The sequence below is a fragment of the Neobacillus citreus genome (genome assembly GCF_018343545.2).
Classification (GTDB): Bacteria; Bacillota; Bacilli; order Bacillales; family Cytobacillaceae; genus Neobacillus; species Neobacillus citreus.
This window is the reverse complement of record NZ_JAGYPE020000088.1, coordinates 1-19,331: the sequence shown is the minus strand read 5'-3', so window position 1 is coordinate 19,331 and position 19,331 is coordinate 1. Positions and strand designations below refer to the sequence as shown.

General features: G+C 43.7%; 17 protein-coding genes and 1 riboswitch. Of the genes, 9 read left to right on the top strand and 8 right to left on the bottom strand.

Annotated features, from left to right (window positions below; genetic code table 11):
* Window positions 1-217 precede the first annotated feature (217 nt).
* The gene (locus KHB02_RS27525) at window positions 218-1,720 is read left to right on the top strand and encodes a YifB family Mg chelatase-like AAA ATPase (RefSeq protein ID WP_213144057.1); all 1,503 of its coding nucleotides are present in this window, start codon (window positions 218-220) and stop codon (window positions 1,718-1,720) included.
* A gap of 4 nt (window positions 1,721-1,724) precedes the next feature.
* On the opposite strand, the gene KHB02_RS27520 is transcribed toward KHB02_RS27525, so the two are convergent.
* The 4 genes from KHB02_RS27520 to KHB02_RS27505 form a co-directional block, all read right to left on the bottom strand.
* Complete coding sequence (locus KHB02_RS27520) at window positions 1,725-2,288, bottom strand: glycerol-3-phosphate acyltransferase (protein WP_241114138.1); 564 nt, start codon at window positions 2,286-2,288, stop codon at window positions 1,725-1,727.
* Window positions 2,289-2,439: 151 nt separating this feature from the next.
* Window positions 2,440-3,261, bottom strand: a complete 822-nt coding sequence (zupT, locus tag KHB02_RS27515) for a zinc transporter ZupT (RefSeq protein WP_213144059.1) — start codon at window positions 3,259-3,261, stop codon at window positions 2,440-2,442.
* 211 nt (window positions 3,262-3,472) lie between these two features.
* Window positions 3,473-4,399 carry an LCP family glycopolymer transferase gene (locus tag KHB02_RS27510; protein ID WP_213144060.1) on the bottom strand — a complete coding sequence of 309 codons (927 nt, stop codon included), beginning with the start codon at window positions 4,397-4,399 and terminating at the stop codon, window positions 3,473-3,475.
* 414 nt (window positions 4,400-4,813) lie between these two features.
* Window positions 4,814-6,229, bottom strand: coding sequence for a S1C family serine protease (locus tag KHB02_RS27505; protein WP_213144061.1), 1,416 nt, complete (start codon window positions 6,227-6,229; stop codon window positions 4,814-4,816).
* Window positions 6,230-6,445: 216 nt separating this feature from the next.
* Between KHB02_RS27505 and wecB the strand changes: the two genes are divergently transcribed.
* The 4 genes from wecB to KHB02_RS27485 all read left to right on the top strand — a co-directional run bounded on the left by wecB (window position 6,446) and on the right by KHB02_RS27485 (window position 10,191).
* The gene (gene wecB / locus KHB02_RS27500) at window positions 6,446-7,585 is read left to right on the top strand and encodes a non-hydrolyzing UDP-N-acetylglucosamine 2-epimerase (protein ID WP_213144062.1); all 1,140 of its coding nucleotides are present in this window, start codon (window positions 6,446-6,448) and stop codon (window positions 7,583-7,585) included.
* 182 nt (window positions 7,586-7,767) lie between these two features.
* Window positions 7,768-8,154, top strand: a complete 387-nt coding sequence (gene gloA2 / locus KHB02_RS27495) for an SMU1112c/YaeR family gloxylase I-like metalloprotein (RefSeq protein WP_213144063.1) — start codon at window positions 7,768-7,770, stop codon at window positions 8,152-8,154.
* Between the two features lie 208 nt (window positions 8,155-8,362).
* Window positions 8,363-9,019 (top strand): 5-bromo-4-chloroindolyl phosphate hydrolysis family protein, encoded by a 657-nt coding sequence (locus KHB02_RS27490; protein ID WP_213144486.1) that lies wholly within the window; start codon window positions 8,363-8,365, stop codon window positions 9,017-9,019.
* Window positions 9,016-10,191: a toxic anion resistance protein gene (locus KHB02_RS27485; protein WP_213144064.1), complete on the top strand. Its 1,176-nt coding sequence runs from the start codon at window positions 9,016-9,018 to the stop codon at window positions 10,189-10,191. Before KHB02_RS27490 ends, KHB02_RS27485 begins: the two co-directional genes overlap by 4 nt.
* A gap of 282 nt (window positions 10,192-10,473) precedes the next feature.
* On the opposite strand, the gene KHB02_RS27480 is transcribed toward KHB02_RS27485, so the two are convergent.
* On the bottom strand, window positions 10,474-11,250 hold the full coding sequence (locus KHB02_RS27480) for a M15 family metallopeptidase (RefSeq protein WP_213144065.1): 777 nt from the start codon (window positions 11,248-11,250) through the stop codon (window positions 10,474-10,476).
* A gap of 233 nt (window positions 11,251-11,483) precedes the next feature.
* Window positions 11,484-11,568: riboswitch (cyclic di-GMP riboswitch) on the top strand.
* A gap of 48 nt (window positions 11,569-11,616) precedes the next feature.
* Between KHB02_RS27480 and KHB02_RS27475 the strand changes: the two genes are divergently transcribed.
* Complete coding sequence (locus KHB02_RS27475; protein WP_241114137.1) at window positions 11,617-11,793, top strand: hypothetical protein; 177 nt, start codon at window positions 11,617-11,619, stop codon at window positions 11,791-11,793.
* Window positions 11,794-11,941: 148 nt separating this feature from the next.
* On the opposite strand, the gene KHB02_RS27470 is transcribed toward KHB02_RS27475, so the two are convergent.
* The gene (locus KHB02_RS27470; RefSeq protein WP_213144066.1) at window positions 11,942-12,997 is read right to left on the bottom strand and encodes a multicopper oxidase domain-containing protein; all 1,056 of its coding nucleotides are present in this window, start codon (window positions 12,995-12,997) and stop codon (window positions 11,942-11,944) included.
* 335 nt (window positions 12,998-13,332) lie between these two features.
* Between KHB02_RS27470 and KHB02_RS27465 the strand changes: the two genes are divergently transcribed.
* Together KHB02_RS27465 and KHB02_RS27460 are read left to right on the top strand one after the other, a co-directional pair.
* Entirely contained in the window at window positions 13,333-13,479 is a 147-nt protein-coding gene (locus tag KHB02_RS27465; RefSeq protein ID WP_213144067.1) for a hypothetical protein, read from the top strand.
* Between the two features lie 507 nt (window positions 13,480-13,986).
* Entirely contained in the window at window positions 13,987-15,264 is a 1,278-nt protein-coding gene (locus KHB02_RS27460) for a UDP-glucose dehydrogenase family protein (protein ID WP_213144068.1), read from the top strand.
* Between the two features lie 34 nt (window positions 15,265-15,298).
* On the opposite strand, the gene KHB02_RS27455 is transcribed toward KHB02_RS27460, so the two are convergent.
* On the bottom strand, window positions 15,299-15,922 hold the full coding sequence (locus KHB02_RS27455; RefSeq protein WP_213144069.1) for a LysE family translocator: 624 nt from the start codon (window positions 15,920-15,922) through the stop codon (window positions 15,299-15,301).
* Window positions 15,923-16,065: 143 nt separating this feature from the next.
* The gene (locus tag KHB02_RS27450) at window positions 16,066-17,847 is read right to left on the bottom strand and encodes a vWA domain-containing protein (protein ID WP_213144070.1); all 1,782 of its coding nucleotides are present in this window, start codon (window positions 17,845-17,847) and stop codon (window positions 16,066-16,068) included.
* 465 nt (window positions 17,848-18,312) lie between these two features.
* Between KHB02_RS27450 and KHB02_RS27445 the strand changes: the two genes are divergently transcribed.
* Window positions 18,313-19,233, top strand: a complete 921-nt coding sequence (locus KHB02_RS27445; RefSeq protein ID WP_213144071.1) for a CPBP family intramembrane glutamic endopeptidase — start codon at window positions 18,313-18,315, stop codon at window positions 19,231-19,233.
* Window positions 19,234-19,331: the final 98 nt, after the last annotated feature.

The following is a 19,331-nucleotide window of genomic DNA, read 5'->3' as shown; positions in this document are numbered from 1 at the left end:
GCATGCTTATTTTTAGAATACCACACAATAAAAAGATATTTAAATGAAAAATGTTGACAAACTATTAGCTGGTTTATATCTGCTTCATATGCAATCTCTCTATATAATAGCCGGAATTTCTCCGCCTATGAATGATCATACCTACACGAAAATCAACAATGAATAATAACGGAGCCTTAAAAAGAAAAAATCTACTTTTTGCAGAGGAGGACCAGTCATGTGGGCGTGTGTAACAAGTATTGGTTTAAAAGGTATGGAAGGCTATCGGGTGAATGTCGAGGTCAGCACCTATATCGGGAATGATTCCTTTAAAATTGTCGGCCTGCCGGATGCGGCTGTGAAGGAATCGAAGGAACGGATCATGGCGGCACTACTTTCTTTGGGTTACATCTTTCATGGGCAAAAAATCACAGTCAATCTTTCACCGGCCGATCAAAAGAAAATGGGGGCGATGTTTGACCTTCCGATGGTAATTGGGGTGTTGATGAGCCTTCATGAGTTAGAGGTTTCAGTTCCGAAGGAGGTGGGCTTTATTGGGGCGCTATCACTGGACGGAGCGGTTCAGTCTGTCGATGGATTGCTGCCTGCCATTCTTGCGGCAAAGAAGCTTGGGCTGCGAAGGCTCTACATACCGTTGGATGAACGGCTTCCACCTCTTGACCTGGAAGGCATAGAACTTATTAATGTTAATTCATTGCAGGATGTCATTGGGCATTTATCTGGTCAGTGGCAGCCGTCCTCTTTTTCGAAAAAAATCGATGAGACTGGTAATTGTGATTTCGATTATATGGATTTACGACAGGTAATCGGCCATGGTAAAGCCAAGCATGCCTTGGAAATTGCGGCTGCCGGAGAGCATCACGTGCTGATGACGGGTCCTCCTGGCTGCGGGAAAAGCCTGTTGGCGTGGAGATTTCCTTCCATATTGCCGGCGCTGACGAAAGAAGCACAGCTTGAAGTCATGAGCCTATATCAGTTGGGCAGGGCAGACCATCCCCAGTCGAAGGTGCCGCCGTTTCGCAATCCTCACCATTCCGCATCGGGCGTTTCAATTATTGGAGGCGGCCAGTATCCAAAGCCAGGGGAAATTTCATTAGCCCACCGCGGCGTTTTGTTTTTGGATGAAATCGGAGAATTTTCGAAAAAGACATTGGATATGCTGCGACAACCGCTTGAGAATGGCCAAATTACGATCAGCCGGACGCATGCAACGATTACCTATCCTGCTTCGTTTATTTTGATTGCGGCGATGAATCCCTGTCCATGCGGATACGCCGGGTCAAACACTCATTATTGTACGTGTTCACCAAAGCAGGTTCATTTTTATCAAAACAAGCTTTCCGGACCGCTTCGTGACCGGTTTGATATTCATCTTGGCCTGGGACCGGTTGATTTTGAAGCTGCAGAGAGGAAGAAGGAAGAAGCTTCAGAGGCGGTACGTAAAAGAGTTGAGGAGGCACGGCTAAGGCAGTATAACCGTTATGGAAAGCAGATTTGCAACAGCAGGGTTCCCTATGAGACTCTTATGAAAACAAGCCCGCTGACAGAGGGGCAGCAGCGAACCCTAAATGTTCTATTAAACAAAAAAGGGCTCAGCAACCGAGCCCAAATCAAAATCATTCGCCTCGCCCGCACCATCTCTGACCTCGAAAGAAGCCCCTGCATCACCGACCAAAGCATCGCAGAAGCCATTCGCTTGAACAGCGGGACATTGAAATGATGAACTATTTCTTAATCCTCTCTTTAATGTTTTCTATATGGACCAGGATTAGTAGAAAAATCATGCCTAATACAATAGCAGGGATAACCCAATTATCTGTTTTGAATATCAAGAACACAGGAATAAAAAGGAACGACCCCAAGCCTGTGAATGTGAAGCTTTTTAAAAAGGGATAGAGTACGAGAAATGCGAGAACAATTATGGATGCTATCAGCGGTTCGAACGCAATAATTCCGCCGATAAAGGTCGAAATCCCCATGCCGCCTTTAAACTTAAGAACTATCGGTTTGAGATGGCCAACAATGACAAAAACCAGTCCTAACAATTGGACAGTCTCTGAAAAATGCAGTAGATACCGCCCGGCAAGTACCACAAAGGCCCCTTTCAAAGCGTCACCCAGAAAAGTTAGAACAAAGGCCTTTTTTCCATAAACACGCCCAGCATTCCTTGCTCCGACATTCCCGCTGCCCTGCTCACGGATATCCTGCCCTTTCAACAACATGGACACCAAGTATCCAAACATGATATTACCAACCAAATAAGAAACAAGATAATACAACCAGACCATTGTAATCACTGCCTATTCATGTGCTTTTTGGAAAAACGCTGCTCTTCACTATTATAATATGTATCTATTGTTTCGACGGAGATTTATTAAAGCGGATATGTGCTTAAATAACAATAGGGTTCGGCCGCTAACGAACCGAACCCTAAATATTTTATATAAATAAAAGCAGGCTGATTGCCATCACAGCCATCCCACCAATCAACCCATATATGGACAGGTGGGCTTCGTCATACCTTTTGGCGGCTGGGAGCAGCTCATCAAGGGAAATGAATACCATAATCCCGGCTACTGCGGCAAAGATAACCCCAAACATAATATCGTTCAGAAAGGGCATTAAGAATAGGTAAGCAGCTAGTGCCCCAATCGGCTCCGACAGCCCCGAAAGAAAGGATAGCTTAAACGCTCTTTTTTTATCGCCGGTGGCAAAATAGACCGGAACAGAAACCGCAATTCCCTCAGGGATATTGTGAATGGCGATGGCCACTGCAATGGCGATTCCGAGCTTTGGATCCTGGAGGGCAGAGGTAAAGGTAGCAATCCCTTCCGGAAAGTTATGAATACCAATCGCAAGGGCTGTGAATGTCCCCATTTTTAGTAAGTCCGGTTTCTTTCCGGCCGCTGCAACGTCTCCTCCGGTACCGGTCATATCCTCGACCGTTCTGAGTTCATGCGGGTTGCTTTGCTTTGGAATAAATTTATCGATGCTGGCAATCAAAAGCATCCCCGCAAAGAAGCCGCCGACGGTCAGCCAGTTGCCAGGAACGGTTCCCATGGCATCCACTAGTGCCGTTTTTGCCTTCACAAAAATCTCAACCATGGACACATAAATCATGACACCCGCGGAGAATCCAAGTGTGACCGAAAGAAACTTTGTATTCGTGTGCGAGGTGAAAAATGCAAGTAAACTGCCAATCCCAGTGGCAAGGCCGGCAAATAAAGTTAACCCAAAGGCCAATAGCAAATTTTGAGTCACCTTTTTCCCCCCTTTATAAAAACAAATTTATCTTTTTTGAATTTTTCTCTATCTTTCCAAAATAACATAAAAACAGTTATATTTTTATATGCGCGAACCCAGAAATGTTTCCTTATGTGAGGCAGAAGAACCGTCCCTCTGCATCACAAAAAAACTGGCTAAATGGGATAAGCTGCCCATTTAGCCAGTCAGGTACTTCTCTTGTATTTCTTTATTGTAATTCCAGTTGTTTTTTTAGTTCGGATTGGATTCTTGTCTTTTCTTCTGGTGAGACCAGCCCATAGTAAATTTTATTGATCATCGTCCCGGTTTCTTTGATTTCCATTTGCTGAATCGTTTTACCAGCGTCTTTATAATTTTTTTGGATGTCTGCCATTTGATCGAAGGTTAGGTTCGTTTTTATGTTTTTTCCAATTGCCTCAAAAATAGAGGAGAAACTTGTCAGGCTTGATAGGCTCATACCTTCATCAATTACTCCTTCAATGATCTGCCGCTGTCTCAACTGCCGGCCAAAGTCTCCTCTGGGGTCTTCATACCTCATTCGTGAAAAACTTAAAGCCTGCTCTCCGTTCAGGTTTATTTCTCCTATAGGAAAGTGGGAATTGCCTTGGGAAAAATCAATATCATTATAAACTTTAACACCACCGACAGCATCCACAATATCCTTAAAGCCTTCCATATTGATCTGCATGTAATAGTCAATCGGAATATCAAGAAATTCTTCGACGGTAGCCATGGACATTGGAACTCCGCCAAAAGCATAGGCGTGGTTAATTTTATCCTCTGTTCCTTTTCCGACAATTTTCGTTCGGGTATCCCGCGGGATGCTGAGCATTTTTACCGAATTATTATTCGGATTGACAGCCAAAACGATTATCGTGTCGGAACGGCCTTTGTCCCCTTTTCGTTCGTCGACACCGAGCATTAACACGGAAAAGGGCTCCTTTTTTTCCAAAGCGACCGGCTGTGGCCGTTTTTCAGGTACCGTCCGCTTAACCGGCTGGTGCATGGTAACCACAGCATCTTTAAGGGAGTGGTAAACCATAAACCCATAAACCCCTGCCGCAACAAAAACTAGTAAAAGAAAAATCCCTGTTACTTTTAACCACTTTCTACCTTTCTTTGAACGAACCTCCATAATAGTGGACCTCCAAAATATGTAGTTTAATAGTGTAACAATAGAGTTTTTATGCTATGAGTGTCAGGCACTGTTCGTGGACATTTGTCCGTCTGAGGTGGACAGTTGATTATCCAGTCGGCCCTTTGAAGCGGCAGTGTTGTTGATTTTGGTAGTGTGTGAAAGATTAAATGTTAGAAAATGCGAGTTTTGTAACTGTTGTGGATGTGGAAAATGAATCTTTTGGTACATTTAAATATATAGTAATTAGGGATATATTATCACCGTTTGTAAAAAAATCCAATTCGAAAGTATGTTTTGATAGGGTTTAAAGATTTGAGGCCAATCATGCGCACTTTCCCGCAACAAAAAAAGGGGATACAGTCTCTTCAGAACTGTATCCCCCTTTCGGCAGTTTTCTACTATCCCAGGTGTTTACTCCTCATTACCATCTTTATTTTGTTTTTTCTGCTGCTCCTGCAGGGCAATCAGAAGGTCCTGGATATCCACCTTGCCATCCTTATTCAGGTCGTTTAAATTCATTTCTGGTGCTGATGGTGCCTGCGGCACAGTAGGCGCTGAGCCCTGCTCACCCATATTCGCACTCGGTCCAGCGGCCGGAAGCACAGCCGCGGCTGCCTTATTTTTCGACCCGCCGGCAAAGGTGAACACCAACAGAATCAGAACAAGCAGACCAGCCACACCGTCACCAATATAGAAGAAGGTGGCATAATCGGACCAAAGCATCTTGCTTTTGCTCATTTTCTCCTCAGAATTGCCGATATACTCCTTTATTTCCGAGTGATTTGGATAAATCCGCTGGACTGCTTCGAATTTTTCCAAGGCATGTTTGTAGTAGCCGCCCCAATACAATTCAAGGCCCTCTTTATAAAGCCGATTCGTTTCGCTCTTCGTATTTCTGACACCGGCTTGGTTCACAAATTCTTTGACGGTATTGACCGGTACGGCGAAATTAAAGCCCTGCACCTCTTGACCGTTGACCGTATCGCCACGGAATGTCAGAAGCCCAATAATTTGCCCTTTTTCGTTAATGACAGGTCCGCCGCTATTTCCGTGCGTTGCCGCGGCGTTAATTTGAATTACCGGACTTCCTTGATCGGTCTTTTTGTCAGTCGCGGAAATTTGCCCAGCATTCATAGTGGAAACGAGAGATGAATCAGGTGACAAAAGGTCCGAATCGGCAGCTGCAGGATACCCGCTTACCCAAATATTATCCTGGTTTTGGACTTCGCTAGAGTCACCAAGCGGAATAGTCGGCAGATTCTTTCCCTCTATTTTTACGACGGCGGCGTCCTTCCCTTGGTTAATCGGCGCACCGTAGCTCTTAATTTCCCCGTCGAGAACATCTCCGCCTGGTAAAATAACCTTTGTGACGCGCTTAATCTCCGTATACTGAGTATAGGCGACTAAATAATTATAAGCAGTATTGTAATCAACCTGGAAGTGGTCCGCCATGATGGTCACCAGCTGCTCGAAGGCTGCATCGGCCACCTCTTGGTCGGCCATTTTTCCATATTCGACGACGTGGGCATTGGTAACGATATAGCCGTCAGAGTTAATAATTGCCCCAGACCCCGACCCACCGATAAGCGTTTGATATTTTAGCTGTTCCAAAACTGCTTCGACTTCAGGGTTGTAGTCATTAAACTGCCACCCAACCAATGCATAGTCAATTATTCGCACCACAGCAGGCTTCGTGTATTCATTCAGCCTTTGGGCTTGCGATACATTCCCTTTGGCAGGCTTGATGTTGATCAGGACAAAGGAAGCGACGATCGCCGCAATCAGCAGTAAGCTGATCGGAATTGTAAATAGGGCCCTCTTCTTCAATGCATGATTCACCTCTATATTCGGAATTTTTAAAAAACCAACAATGGCAATATATTCGGTGGTGGGTTAATGGGAATTTGTACCTGAAAATTTGGCTGTGGGTACTGTTGACAGGGAAGTCTATATGAATGGAGTGGTAATTAGCAGTTATTTTTCAAAAAAACATTTGAAAGGTATAATGGTTTGTAGATTAACTATTGGGAGGTCTTATTAGATATGCAATTAAAGGTTATGACGGTATTCGGTACGAGACCTGAAGCAATCAAAATGGCGCCGCTCGTGAAGGAGCTTGAAAAGTATCCGGAGCAAATCAAGTCAATTGTGACAGTGACAGCGCAGCATCGTGAAATGCTGGACCAAGTTTTGAATATTTTTGAAATCACGCCTGATTATGATTTAAATATAATGAAAGAAAGACAATCATTGGTCGGTGTGACCACCCGGGCCTTGGAAGGCCTTGACCAAGTTTTGGCCGACGTTAAACCAGATATCGTGCTGGTTCACGGTGATACATCGACAACGTTCGTGGCAAGTTTAGCAGCTTTTTATCATCAGATTCCAATTGGTCATGTGGAGGCGGGGCTTCGTACGCACAATAAATATTCGCCTTACCCTGAAGAAATGAACCGGCAGCTGACAGGTGTACTGGCTGATCTTCATTTTTCGCCAACAGTCCAGTCCAAGCAGAATCTATTAGTGGAAAATAAGAAGGAAGAATCTATTTTCATAACTGGCAACACAGCAATCGATGCGTTGAAGACGACTGTAAAAAGCCAATATTCACATCCTGTATTGGACAGGCTTGGCGGAGATAGATTGGTGCTTATGACTGCCCACCGTCGCGAAAACACCGGGAAACCAATGGAGAACATGTTCAATGCTATCCGCCGTTTAGTTGAAAAGCACGATGATGTCCAGGTAGTTTACCCGGTACATATGAATCCTGTTGTTCGCGAGATTGCCGGTCGAATCTTGGGAGACAATGACCGAATTCATTTGATTGAACCGTTGGATGTCATTGATTTCCACAACTTTGCCTCACGGGCATATTTGATTCTTACTGATTCCGGAGGTGTTCAAGAGGAAGCGCCATCGTTAGGTGTTCCGGTTCTTGTCCTAAGGGATACAACCGAGCGTCCAGAAGGGATTGCCGCCGGTACGCTGAAGCTTGCGGGCACCGATGAAGAAACCATCTTTGGAATGGCCGACGAATTGCTTACGGATCCGGCTGCACATGACCAAATGGCCAAAGCCTCCAACCCCTACGGCGACGGCATCGCCTCTGGGCGCATCGTCCAAGCCATCCTTTATCACTTTGGAAAAAGAGGGGATAGGCCAGAGGACTTTGGGGTTTAAAGTCAAAGGGTGTCATTAAAAGTGTCAGCACCGCTCGTGACATTGTCCATGTGGGGCAGACGTTCTTCGAATTTAGGTTTGAACTGGCTAACCTTTGTAAGTATTGAGCTTTTTAGCCCTCTTGTCTCCTGCGAGGAGGCAAGAGGGTTATCCCTATTTTTAAGTAGAAAGTTGTGTCGTTTATGAAGTTAAAGAAAATCCATCATATCGCCATTATTTGTTCTAATTATGAGAAATCGAAGGATTTTTATGTGCGGATTCTTGGCTTGAATCCAATAAGTGAAACTTATCGAGAGGAGCGGGATTCCTATAAACTGGACTTAGAAGTGAATGACCACTACCAGATTGAACTTTTTTCTTTCCCGAATCCACCCGAGCGCCCAAGCTATCCGGAGGCAGCAGGCCTACGGCATATAGCCTTTGAAGTTGAGAACATCGAAGAAGCGGTTCACCATTTAACAGAGCAGCATATAGAAGTGGAACCAATCCGCATCGACACCCTCACCAACAAGAAATTCACCTTCTTCTCAGATCCTGACGGCCTACCCATCGAACTATACGAGATATAGAAAAAACCACCACCCGCTTCCTCAAAAAATAGGTCTCAGGTCGTAGTTTGTTTGCGATTCAAGTCTATGGCGGGCAGGAGTTTTTTCATGTATTGTGGAATTAATAGATGGAAATAACTTTCATTTGTTGGCAATTCATTTAATAATGAAACATTCACTTCTTTCATACGTATTAATAGAAGTGATGAAAAGTCAGGAGTCGATTAAAATGAATCCCATTCTTTCGTTAATTCTCCGCTCGTTTGTGGCTGTACCTGTTACCATTATTGCGGGCTTTGTCAGCTTTTTCTTTATGAACATAAACTTTCTGCCATCGATTGGTATTGCGATTGCCGCAGGAGTTCTAACCCATTTAATCCTTGGGCCAATCATGACTTCAACGTTTTTGAAAAAACACCGGCTGTCATGGAGGGAATACCGTTATATTCGAAAAAATTTAGCGGATGCCCAGAAAAAAATCCGCCGCTTGAATAAATCGCTTTTTAGTATTCGCGACCTGTCGTCTGTGAAGGAAAGAATTGACATACTTCGTATCACTAAAAAAATTCAAAAGATGGCTCTCAAGGAGCCAAAGCGTTTCTATCAGGCCGAGCCGTTTTATTTTTCACATCTCGATTCAGTTATCGAGCTGACGGAAAAATACAATTTTCTTTCAGCGCAGCCGAAAAAAAGCTTGGAAATTAATCAATCTTTGATTGAAACAAGACAGACCTTGAATGAACTTACCAAGGTACTTGAGGAAGATTTATATCATGTGGTCTCAGATGATGTGGACCATTTAAATTTTGAAATTGATGTTGCCAAACATACGATAAAAAAACAAAAAGAAGCTAAATTCCCTGAAGAAAATAGGTGGTTAAAATGACCGAAAATAATCCATTGCAAAAAGGTGATTTTTTAAACGATATCCTCGCTGACCCGTTTGGCGACGGGCTTCAGCCGGCGAAAAGCCCAGTGGTTCAGCAGCCTGGGGAAGCCCCAAGACCGACAAAACTTATCGATGTTATCCCGGAGGAGCACCGTGCCAAAGCCTATCAGCTAGCTGAACAAATTGACCCGACCAACCATCAGGCGATGATTCAGTACGGGACACAGGCCCAAGGAAAGCTGCTCTCGTTTTCTCACGCCATGCTTGAGCATGTTCAGCAAAAGGACGTTGGTGAAATTGGAGAAATCATCAGCGATTTAATGAAGCGCCTCAACGAAGTGAATCCGGACGAGCTAAAGGACAGCAAGCCGTCCTTTTTTGGACGGATGTTTGGAAAAATCTCCAGCTCGCTTCAGGAGGTTCTGTCCAAATACCAAAAGACCGGCGCACAAATTGACCGAATTAGCGTGAAGCTGGACCGCAGCAAAAACGTACTGTTATCCGATATCAAACTGCTCGAGCAACTTTACGAAACGAATAAAGAATATTTCCATGCTCTCAATGTCTATATTGCCGCCGGTGAAATTAAGCTTGAGGAAATGCACGAAAAGACAATCCCTCAGCTAAAAAGAGAGGCAGAAGCCACAAATGACCAGATGAAGTATCAAGAAGTTAACGATATGATGCAATTTGCGGACCGGCTCGATAAACGTCTCCATGATTTGAAGTTAAGCCGAGAAATCACGATTCAAAGTGCACCGCAAATTCGCTTGATTCAAAACACAAACCAGGCATTAGTAGAAAAAATTCAGTCCTCCATCGTCACAGCCATTCCGTTATGGAAGAACCAAGTGGCGATTGCGCTGACGCTCATCCGCCAGCGGCATGCAGTCGAGGCTCAAAAGCAGGTATCTAAAACTACTAACGAACTGCTGCTGAAAAATGCCGAAATGCTGAAAACAAATACGATTGAAACGGCCAAAGAAAACGAGCGTGGTCTTGTCGATATCGAAACGCTTAAGAAAACACAAGAAAACCTGATTTCCACACTTGAGGAGACGTTAAGAATCCAGGAAGAAGGGCGCCACAAACGCCGGATTGCTGAGCAAGAACTTGCCACGATGGAAAACGATTTAAAACTAAAGCTTCTAGAAATCAAAGGAAAATAAGAAAAGCCCCCGCAATGGACACGTTCTAAGATGCGGGGGCTATTTTTTTGTTAGACATAATTCTCCCTTAAACCGTTCTGAGAAATACAGTATTTTATCAAACCAAAAAAGGCAGGGGGTTGTCCCTTGCCTTAACTCGTCAACTTTAAAGATTTACTCGCATCTTTTTAACTTTTACTCGTCTATTTGTGGGATTTACTCGTCTAAAATTCAAATTTTACTCGCCCAACCCCGTTTCATGACCCAACCCCAGAATCCGTTGTCCGCAGCCCTATTCCTGTGTCAGTTGTTCACCGGTACCGCATCATAGTATTCCTCCAGGGTAATCCCATGTTTGGTGATAACTTTGGCGACGGCTCTACCAACATAACGAAGGTGCCATGGTTCGTATTTGTAGCCGGTGATGGATTCTTTTCCTTTCGGGTAGCGGATAATGAAGCCATACTCGTCTGCATGGTTCGCGAGCCACTTGGCCTCCACCGTTCCCGCAAAGCAATCCTCCGCAGGGCACTTTCCGTTCCCGCCCGTCACATCAATGGCAAGGCCCGTTTCATGCTCGCTTGTCCCAGGCTCGGCACTATACATTTTCGCTTTTTTAATGCCATCTTGATTGACGTAATAATTGAACAACGCCTTTTGTGCGGTATACGATCGATAGGCCGAAACTCCGGCTAGACCGATGCCCTGTTCTTCGGCAGCGGCAAATAATTTTTCGATAGCCGCAGCCGCTTCTTTTCGCATTTTTTGTTTTTCCGCTTTTTTATTAGAAATATACGGGATGCTTGGGTACACTAAATCCTCAGGTTGATAGTTTTCAGGTAAGATATTGTACTGATTTACAAGCACAGGAATACTTTCTGGGTTGAAAACCTCTTGCACCTGCTCCTCACGGTGTTCCGCCTTTTTCTTAGAGGCAGCAGATGAGGGGCTGTTCTTACCATCAGATTCGGTCCGCGTTACACCTTTATCGTCCTGGGAAAAAAAGCTTTTCCCCATGCAGCCGGTTAAAGGGAAGAGGAGGAGCATCAAACTAGTTATCACAGAAAATATTTTTACCATCGCAAACTTCCTTTTTAAAAAATGAATTTGATAACAGCATGGACACAATAAAGCCACTTTTAAACATGCTTATAAAAATAAGCCCCACTAGCAACGAGGGCCCTTTTTCCTATAAACAAACGCATGATTATATTGTCAACAGACTAACCTTATGTGAATTTTCGGAAAAATTAGTACCCAAGACTCTTTTCATTTTAAAGTAGGTTATTTATGCTGTTTACAAACACATAAATCGTACGAAACGGCAAAGCTATTGAAAAATGGTGACGCAAAGCTATAGGGGCTAATGTTTAACAACGATGCTAGCCAGCTACCGAACACGAATACTCCAGCGGTTTATGTAAAGACAAGTGAGGAGGTTTTCATGTGTTAAAATTATGGCAAAAGGGAAAATACTATTATCATGTCTATCTGTACCGACATAATGAGCTGCTGCAGCAGGATTGTTTATGCGAGAAGCTAAGGTGGAAGTTGAAGATTAAAGCAATCTATCACAATAGCAAAGCCATTGAACTTGGATTTAAACTAAATCCTATAACCTGAAAAATGGTTTCTTTTAAGATAGCAAATCCTTAAGGTGAAATAAGGTGAAAAATGTCAGAGGGACAAGGAATCTTTCGACACTTTTCTCTCCACGATAAAAAAGAAATCGGCCGTTTAGGGCCGATTTCTTTTTACAACTATATATATTTTAGTGTGACATTACAGCGCTGCCATCATCATGTCCGTCTTTAGTCACCTTCAGAACCGCTACAGCTCCTTTGGTAGCATGGTTGAATTGGTGGGTTACTATTGGATAGCTGCCTTCTTTTGTTACAGTGAACTCAACCACGGCGCCGCCACTTGCTGGCAGAAGCACGGTTTGCATGCCTTTCATGTGGTTGAATGGATTTCCGTCGATATACACATCATCAAAAACAGTACCGACTACATGGAAGCTAGAAACCTCATTCGGACCTACGTTGTCGACATAAAGTCTCACTCTGTCCCCAACCTTGGCAAGGAGCGGTTTGTCAACAAGGGAGCCAACAGCACCATTTGTGTTTGGGTCGCCGCCTTTAAGCGCTTTCGCGGAAAAGACTACATATTTTGGAACACCATTTGTAAAGTCCTCTAGGTTGTTGTACTTATACCACTCGTTTTGGACAAGCGCATATTCACGAGTCACTTGAGAGTCTGTAGGGTAGCCTTCCTTCGGTTTCACAATAATCATCCCGTGCATCCCGTTCGCGATATGAGCGAGCACTGGCTTCGTGCCGCAGTGGTACATAAATACGCCAGGATTGTCAGCAGGATAGCTGAAGCTGCCAGTATGATCAGGCATGACATTCGCGAAATCAGCGGAAGGTGCCGCATGTACGGCATGGAAGTCCATGCTGTGCGGAATGGATGGATCCATATTTTTTAAGGTGAAATTAATTTTATCTCCTTGATTGACAACAATTACTGGACCAGGCGCTTCGCCGTTAAATGTCCAAGCCTTATACATTTCGCCTTTATTGATTTCAATGTCAGTAATTTGAGCGGTCATTTCAATATTGACTTCATGCTCGCCAATTCGTTCCATTTTAAGCGGAGTCGGTTTTTGGTTCAGGCCTTTATGGGGAGCGAATACTTCGACTGCAGCTTCTTTGTCTGTCTGTGCCTCCACCTTTTTTTCCACTGAAAGATCAGTTTTTCCACAAGCACCAAGAATTAAAGCAGATGTGACAACCATTGTTGCTGCAACCTTTGTAAACTTACCCATTTTACTTCCCTCCATTAATAACTCCTGATTTATTTTGGCTAATAAGAAAGTATAAACTTTCTGTCGAAAGCCTTATACTTTCTTAACGCATAAATTCAACTACGCCTCTGTCTTCGTCCTATCGGACTAGCCAATCGGCGAGTTTTCATTTATTTGATTAATGATTACACTTTCATTTTACTTTTATTAGAAATGCTCCTAGTGATGCTGGTCACTCAAAATAGGGGTGTTCTTGAACAATTTGTGAATGAGTGAGCAAAGTAATATTTATATGGTGTAAATACTAATTTCTCAGCTGATAGTGGTAATTCTATTAATAAAAGGAGGCGCTATTTTTGACAAACAAAAACGACGAAACAAGCGAAGGGTTGAATCAAATTTTTGAAATTATTAATGCCAAAGGAGATGAAGGGGAACTTCGGGAGATTGTAAAAAATAATCAAGAAAAACAGTCGCCCGTAATACAGTCACAGAAGCCATAAACTCCCTGGAACTAGAAACTAATTTCTAGTTCCTATTTTTATGTGCATAACGTGTATAACTTGTGGATAAATCTTTGCCGATTGTGGGTAACTAGTGTATCTTTGTGGGTATTTGACTTTTTAGAAAAATGTTTTTTGGGGTCAAAACGTGGATAACCTGTATAAATCTGTTGATAACCATGTGGATACTGTTAAAAACTTGTTTATAAACTATGGATAGCCTAAATCTGCTGTGGATACCTTTATTTTTCCCCTCTTGAAATGCTTGTCTTGAATGGGCGGGAGGTGGCCGAACAGATGGCTGAGCTCGTGCACTTTACAAATGTTGCCCATTTCTCCCCCTTTCTAGGCAGAACAACCTTCCTTAAAAACACTTTCTGAATAGATTAATACTAGCTTAATTAGAGGGGAGGACAAGGCTCGCCTGAAGGCTAATGGGAACAACCCAAGAAATTGCCTAGGGGGCCTTATTCAGTCCTTTCGTGAAAAAGGAGGACTACATCCGTTTTGAAAATATTAATCGTCGGAACAGGCTATGTCGGGACGACGACCGGACTTATTTTTTGCAAAATGGGGCATCAAGTTACCGGCCTGGATCTCGATGAACGAAAAATAAACGCACTGCAAGCGGGTAAACTGTATTTCTATGAGCCTGGCCTTGAGGATTTATTGACCAAGCATGTCAGCGCCCAAAACATCCGCTTTACAACTGACACCGAGAACGCCGTAAAAGAAAACGATGTCATCTTTATTTGCGTCGGCACACCCTTGGGACCACAGGGAAAAGCCGACCTCACTTTTGTAAAAAATGTTGCAGGCACAATCGGCCGTTATATGAATCATTACAAGGTGATTGTGACCAAAAGTACGGTACCTGTGGGCACAGCTGAAAACGTCACCAATTGGATTAAGGAGAACCAGCCATCCTCCATCCCTTTTGACGTCGTATCTAATCCAGAATTTCTGCGTGAGGGTTCTGCCCTTCATGATGCACTTAATCCCGACCGAATCGTTATTGGTGCTTCAAGTGACAAAGCTAGAGCAGTCATGCGCAACCTATACAAGGATTTCCAATGCCCTATCATTGAAACCAACCCTCAAGCCTCCGAAATGATCAAGTATGCCGCCAATTCCTTCCTTGCCATGAAAATTTCCTTTATTAATGAGTTAGCCCGGGTTTGTGATGCACTAGGGATTAACGTCAATGATATTTCCACGGGGATTGGCCTCGACCACCGGATTGGCCCGCATTTCCTCCGTGCTGGAATGGGCTTCGGCGGCTCATGCTTCCCCAAGGATGTCAATGCCTTAATCCAAACGTCCAAAGAAACGGGAAGACCGCTTTCGATATTGGAAAAGGTTGTTCAAGTAAACGACGAACAACAGCTTTATTTTATGAAGAAAATCAGGCAGGTGTTGGGCGGAAACTTGGAAAACAAAACAATTGCCGTGCTGGGATTAGCTTTTAAAGCCAATACGGACGATACACGGGAATCGCCAAGTTTGATTTTGATTGAAAAATTGCGCGGGGAACAGGCAGCGGTTCAAGTCCATGATCCCGTCGTAAAATCAGCGGGCTTAATGCAGTTTTCGAAGGTGGAGGAAACAGTGAAAGGTGCCGACGCAGTCATTCTTTGCACCGACTGGAACGACTACAAAAACTTAGACTGGGCGGCCCTTAAACCATTGATGAAACAACCTGTTATCTTTGATGGTAGAAACATGCTCAATAAAACAAAAATCGAGGAACTTGGCTTTCGATATCTGGGAGTCGCTAATCACTAAATCTTGATGAAACAAGGGGACAACTGTCCCCTTATTATTTTTGGCTTTGCAAAACAAGCTGCAATCCGAGGCCAATATAGATGGTCCCAACCACTTTGCCCTGCCAGCGGGCAAATCGGCTGTTGCGATTGGAAAAGAGACGCTTTCCAATGGAGCTTGTCAAAAAGGCCAAAAGCGTTGTATACAAGATGCTCATTAATACAAAGGTGAGTCCGAGAGTAAGCAGTTGTAAAACAACCGGTGTTCCGTTGTGATGAACAAATTGCGGTAGAAAGGCCAAAAAGAACAGCGCTGTTTTCGGATTCAACAGTTCAATGAACAGTGCCTGGCGGAAGGACGTGACCGCCGAGCTTGGATTAGCAACCGCAACAGCCTCCGTTTGACTTTTTGCTTTTTCTAAAAACGATTTAATCCCAATGAAAATCAAATAAGCAGCCCCTAAATATTTCACGATTTCAAAGGCAAGTGCGGAGGTCATTAAAATGGCCGAAAGTCCAAGCACCGCTGCAACCGTATGGATCAAGTCCCCAACTGCAATCCCTACACCCGTGATGATCCCTGATTTTCGCCCGCCATTGGCAGTCTGTGTGACGGTTAGCAGGACGGCAGGACCGGGAATAAGAAATAGGATAAGCACAACTAAGATAAACGATAGCAATTTTTATCACTCCATGGAAAATATATGGTGATGCCATTTTATCATAATATTTAAAATATTATAATGCGTTGAAGTGAAAAAGCATCCGAATGTACCAATAAAAAAACTCCTGCCCGCAAATCGAAGGCCAGGAGTTTACTTATTTAACTTACATTCTCAATATAAATAGCCTTATGCAATTCAGGCAAATGAATACAAAGCTTGTCATTCCTTCTAAGCCGGTGGCCGGTTTCGGCGTCAATTAACTCGCCGCCCAAGTCAATCGTACAACTGGATTTATTGAGGAGAAGCAAAGTATTATCGGTTATCGGCACAAAGGTAATTTGGTCGGTTTCGGAAAACTCCTGATCGAGCAGGAACAGCTGCCGCAAGTGAAATTCCCCTTTAAATGCTTTTAGTTTTTTCACCTTTTGCTCTGTGCTCACTCCCGTTTCTTCATCCTTTATCTCGACCACAATTTGGCCGCTGAAGCCGCGGTTTTCTTTCCTCTTTTTTGCAGCAAAGGAGAAGCCCGGCACCGCCACCAGAAACACAACAGCTGCAGCAATCGCAATGTAAAGCCAAGGAATCGTATTTTTTGAAGGGGAAGGGCTGACATCCCCGGCAACAGGCTCAATGTCTTTACCGCTAGTCGCCGCAACCTCAATTGTTAGCGGCTTGGTCTCACGAAAAAAGCTGTTGCCTTCCGCCCTCACTGTCACTTCATAGCTGTTGGCGTCCCCGGCTTTAAACTCGCCGAAAAACCCTTTGTCCCCAGCCTTTAGAGGGACTTCCTCTGTTTTTCCTGAGGCTGAGTCCTTTACGTAAAGATTGGCCTTTAGCGTAGGATATAGATCCTTATTGACGATTTTCTTGCCGTTATCCTCAAAGAAAGCCTCAATTTTTACGGTATTGCCTGCTTTAATATTTTTTGCCAGCGGGGCAAGCTTCAGCTGCAGGTCATTGTTGAAGACAAGCTTCACATCCACCTTGTCCTGCGGGAATCCTTTCACCTTCAAAGTCCAATTTCCTTGCACGGGATTAAGCAATTTCAGCATCGAATAATTCTTTGACTTCGTTAACGAAATGTTGTCAGAAGGGATGGCTACCTCTTTTCCTGACGGGTCGACCAGCTTCAGCTCAACCGGCTTACTGGAAATCAGCGAAATATTGGCCTCCAAGACATTTTCATTTGGAACGGTGAATGGAACATCCTGAAACTCCTCGGTTGCCGTTACATCCTTAACCGGAACCATTTTTAACTTCAAATGGTCAGCAAATATTTCGCTAAGGATGCCTGGCAGGTCAGCGGCATTATTTGTTTCGAAAAATTTCCCGTTCGTACCGGCGGCAATATTCTTAAGGAGCTGTTTATTCAGCTTTCCATCAGCGTTTAAGCCAATGACATAAATCGGATAGCCCTTCGCTTTCGCATCCACGACAGACTGGGCGAGCTGCTCATCGGCCTGCTGATTAGTTTTCGGCTTGGTTTTGTCCAAATCATTGTTGCCGTCAGCAAGCACTACGACAAGTGGAATATAGCCAGATTCATGGCCAGTGTCCAAAAATTTAAGTGCCTCAGCAACTCCAACGGAAATATCGGTGTTATTGTATTTACCAAGCGAATCAATAAAACCCTTGATTGCCTGTTTATCCGCTTCCGTTTGGATTTTCGTGAGCTCCTTTTTGCTTTCGACATCATTTCCGTAAGCAATTACACCGATCTTGTCCCCTTTAATAGAGGACATGTCCACAAACATCTTCATCGCTTCATTAGAAAGACCATTCGGGTCACTAGACAGCATTGACTTGCTGACGTCGACCACCAGCACCCCTTCAATCCGTGAAGAAAGCTCCATCTGGGTGGTAGCCTCAGCTCGGTAACCGCCCGCTGTACTAAGGATGAAGACGAACACAGCAAAAAGATAAATCCACTTTTTCAACATCTATGTAACCCCCTACTTGTAATCTATTAACAGAAAAATGTTCAATAAATAAATAATAATTGTTCTTTATATAATACCATTCTACCAACCCTGCCGTATTTTACATAAAATATTTGTCTAAAAAAACAAAAGTATTATCGACAAATTTCGAGTGATGCATGGAATGATGCATGGGGACGGTTCTCGTGCCTCAAAATGAGGAATTATCGAGGGATATGGGCGGTTTACGGATAATGGTAAGAATATTTTGATGCTTATCACATAACAATATGTTAAATTATTTCTATTAAACTCAAATTCAATAACCATTAAAAAGGGGAAATCGCATGACGAGAACATGGAAGTGGATTATTGCCTGTTTCGTATTCTTGCTTTTATTAAATGGCTTAGGGGTCCTGGCTGTACAATTATTGAGTAAGTAAAACTGATAATCCCCCAAAAATTAACCTATAGGGAATGACGTTGATGATGACAACGAATTTAACTAAACCTATTTCAAAGAAGCTGTTGATTGGTATGCTGGTTGTGGTCTTTGGAGCAGAAATCCTGCTCTATCTCAACCGCTTCAGCTATCTCGCCGGAACCCTTTATGACGCGGTGATGGTCGCTTCGCTTTTTATCGGCATCAAGCTTCACCGAAGGCTCACACCCCAGCAGGAGCAGGGCCCTTGTAAAACGAAACGGCAGAAGGTCCTTCAATTTACGGGTGCTTTTTTGATTTTCTTTCTCGGCAGCACAGTCATCAACATCTATTCAAGTATGACCTTCGATGACTTTAACTCTGATTATGACCAGTATGTGCAAACCTATACCGACACCCAAACCTACCAAGAGGAAGAGAAGGGAACCACCGAAACAACAGAGTCAAAATTTTGGTCTTATATGGATAAAATAGATACAATTGGCGCTGATCTTTATACAGATGCTCTGGCCGGTTTGGAGGAGATTTGGCGGTTAGCCTATATGATCATCATCCTCGCCGTTTTCAAAAAGCTTTTTCCAAAGCGGTGGGAGAGCGGGTCGAGAGATGTCTTCCTAATGGTTGCCCTATTTTGGACCTCACTTTTTTTCGGCATCGACCATACACTCGATACCGAGCAGGCATGGACTGTAAAAATAGGGTCCATCGTAACCTTTGCCAACATGGGCTTCCTGTTTGGAATCATCCTTTTATGGACACGAAATCTGTGGTTAACCGTGCTGGTTCACTCTCTCTACGACATCACTGCAACCCTGTCATGGTATTACATCGACTATGCTGTTGAACTTTTTGCAGGGGGATTGATGGTTGTGCACATGATTTTATTCCTACTGGAAAAATTGGCACAAAAACGCGTGCACAACACGCAGCTTGATCAGACCGAGGCTGCACAAATAATAGAATAATAGAAAAAGAGGCCACAGAATCTGATATGCTCCCAATAAGGTAGACAGATGAAATAATAAAAAATCTGTTTACTTTATTGGGGGCTTTTTCTATGGCA

Bases quoted from the DNA above. Each gene is read 5' to 3' on its own strand.
- KHB02_RS27525 (WP_213144057.1), top strand. From the start codon at position 218: ATGTGGGCGTGTGTAACAAGTATTGGTTTAAAAGGTATGGAAGGCTAT.
- KHB02_RS27520 (WP_241114138.1), bottom strand. From the start codon at position 2,288: ATGGTCTGGTTGTATTATCTTGTTTCTTATTTGGTTGGTAATATCATG.
- KHB02_RS27510 (WP_213144060.1), bottom strand. From the start codon at position 4,399: ATGGAGGTTCGTTCAAAGAAAGGTAGAAAGTGGTTAAAAGTAACAGGG.
- wecB (WP_213144062.1), top strand. From the start codon at position 6,446: ATGCAATTAAAGGTTATGACGGTATTCGGTACGAGACCTGAAGCAATC.
- gloA2 (WP_213144063.1), top strand. From the start codon at position 7,768: ATGAAGTTAAAGAAAATCCATCATATCGCCATTATTTGTTCTAATTAT.
- KHB02_RS27490 (WP_213144486.1), top strand. From the start codon at position 8,363: ATGAATCCCATTCTTTCGTTAATTCTCCGCTCGTTTGTGGCTGTACCT.
- KHB02_RS27485 (WP_213144064.1), top strand. From the start codon at position 9,016: ATGACCGAAAATAATCCATTGCAAAAAGGTGATTTTTTAAACGATATC.
- KHB02_RS27480 (WP_213144065.1), bottom strand. From the start codon at position 11,250: ATGGTAAAAATATTTTCTGTGATAACTAGTTTGATGCTCCTCCTCTTC.
- KHB02_RS27470 (WP_213144066.1), bottom strand. From the start codon at position 12,997: ATGGGTAAGTTTACAAAGGTTGCAGCAACAATGGTTGTCACATCTGCT.
- KHB02_RS27450 (WP_213144070.1), bottom strand. From the start codon at position 17,847: ATGTTGAAAAAGTGGATTTATCTTTTTGCTGTGTTCGTCTTCATCCTT.
- KHB02_RS27445 (WP_213144071.1), top strand. From the start codon at position 18,313: ATGATGACAACGAATTTAACTAAACCTATTTCAAAGAAGCTGTTGATT.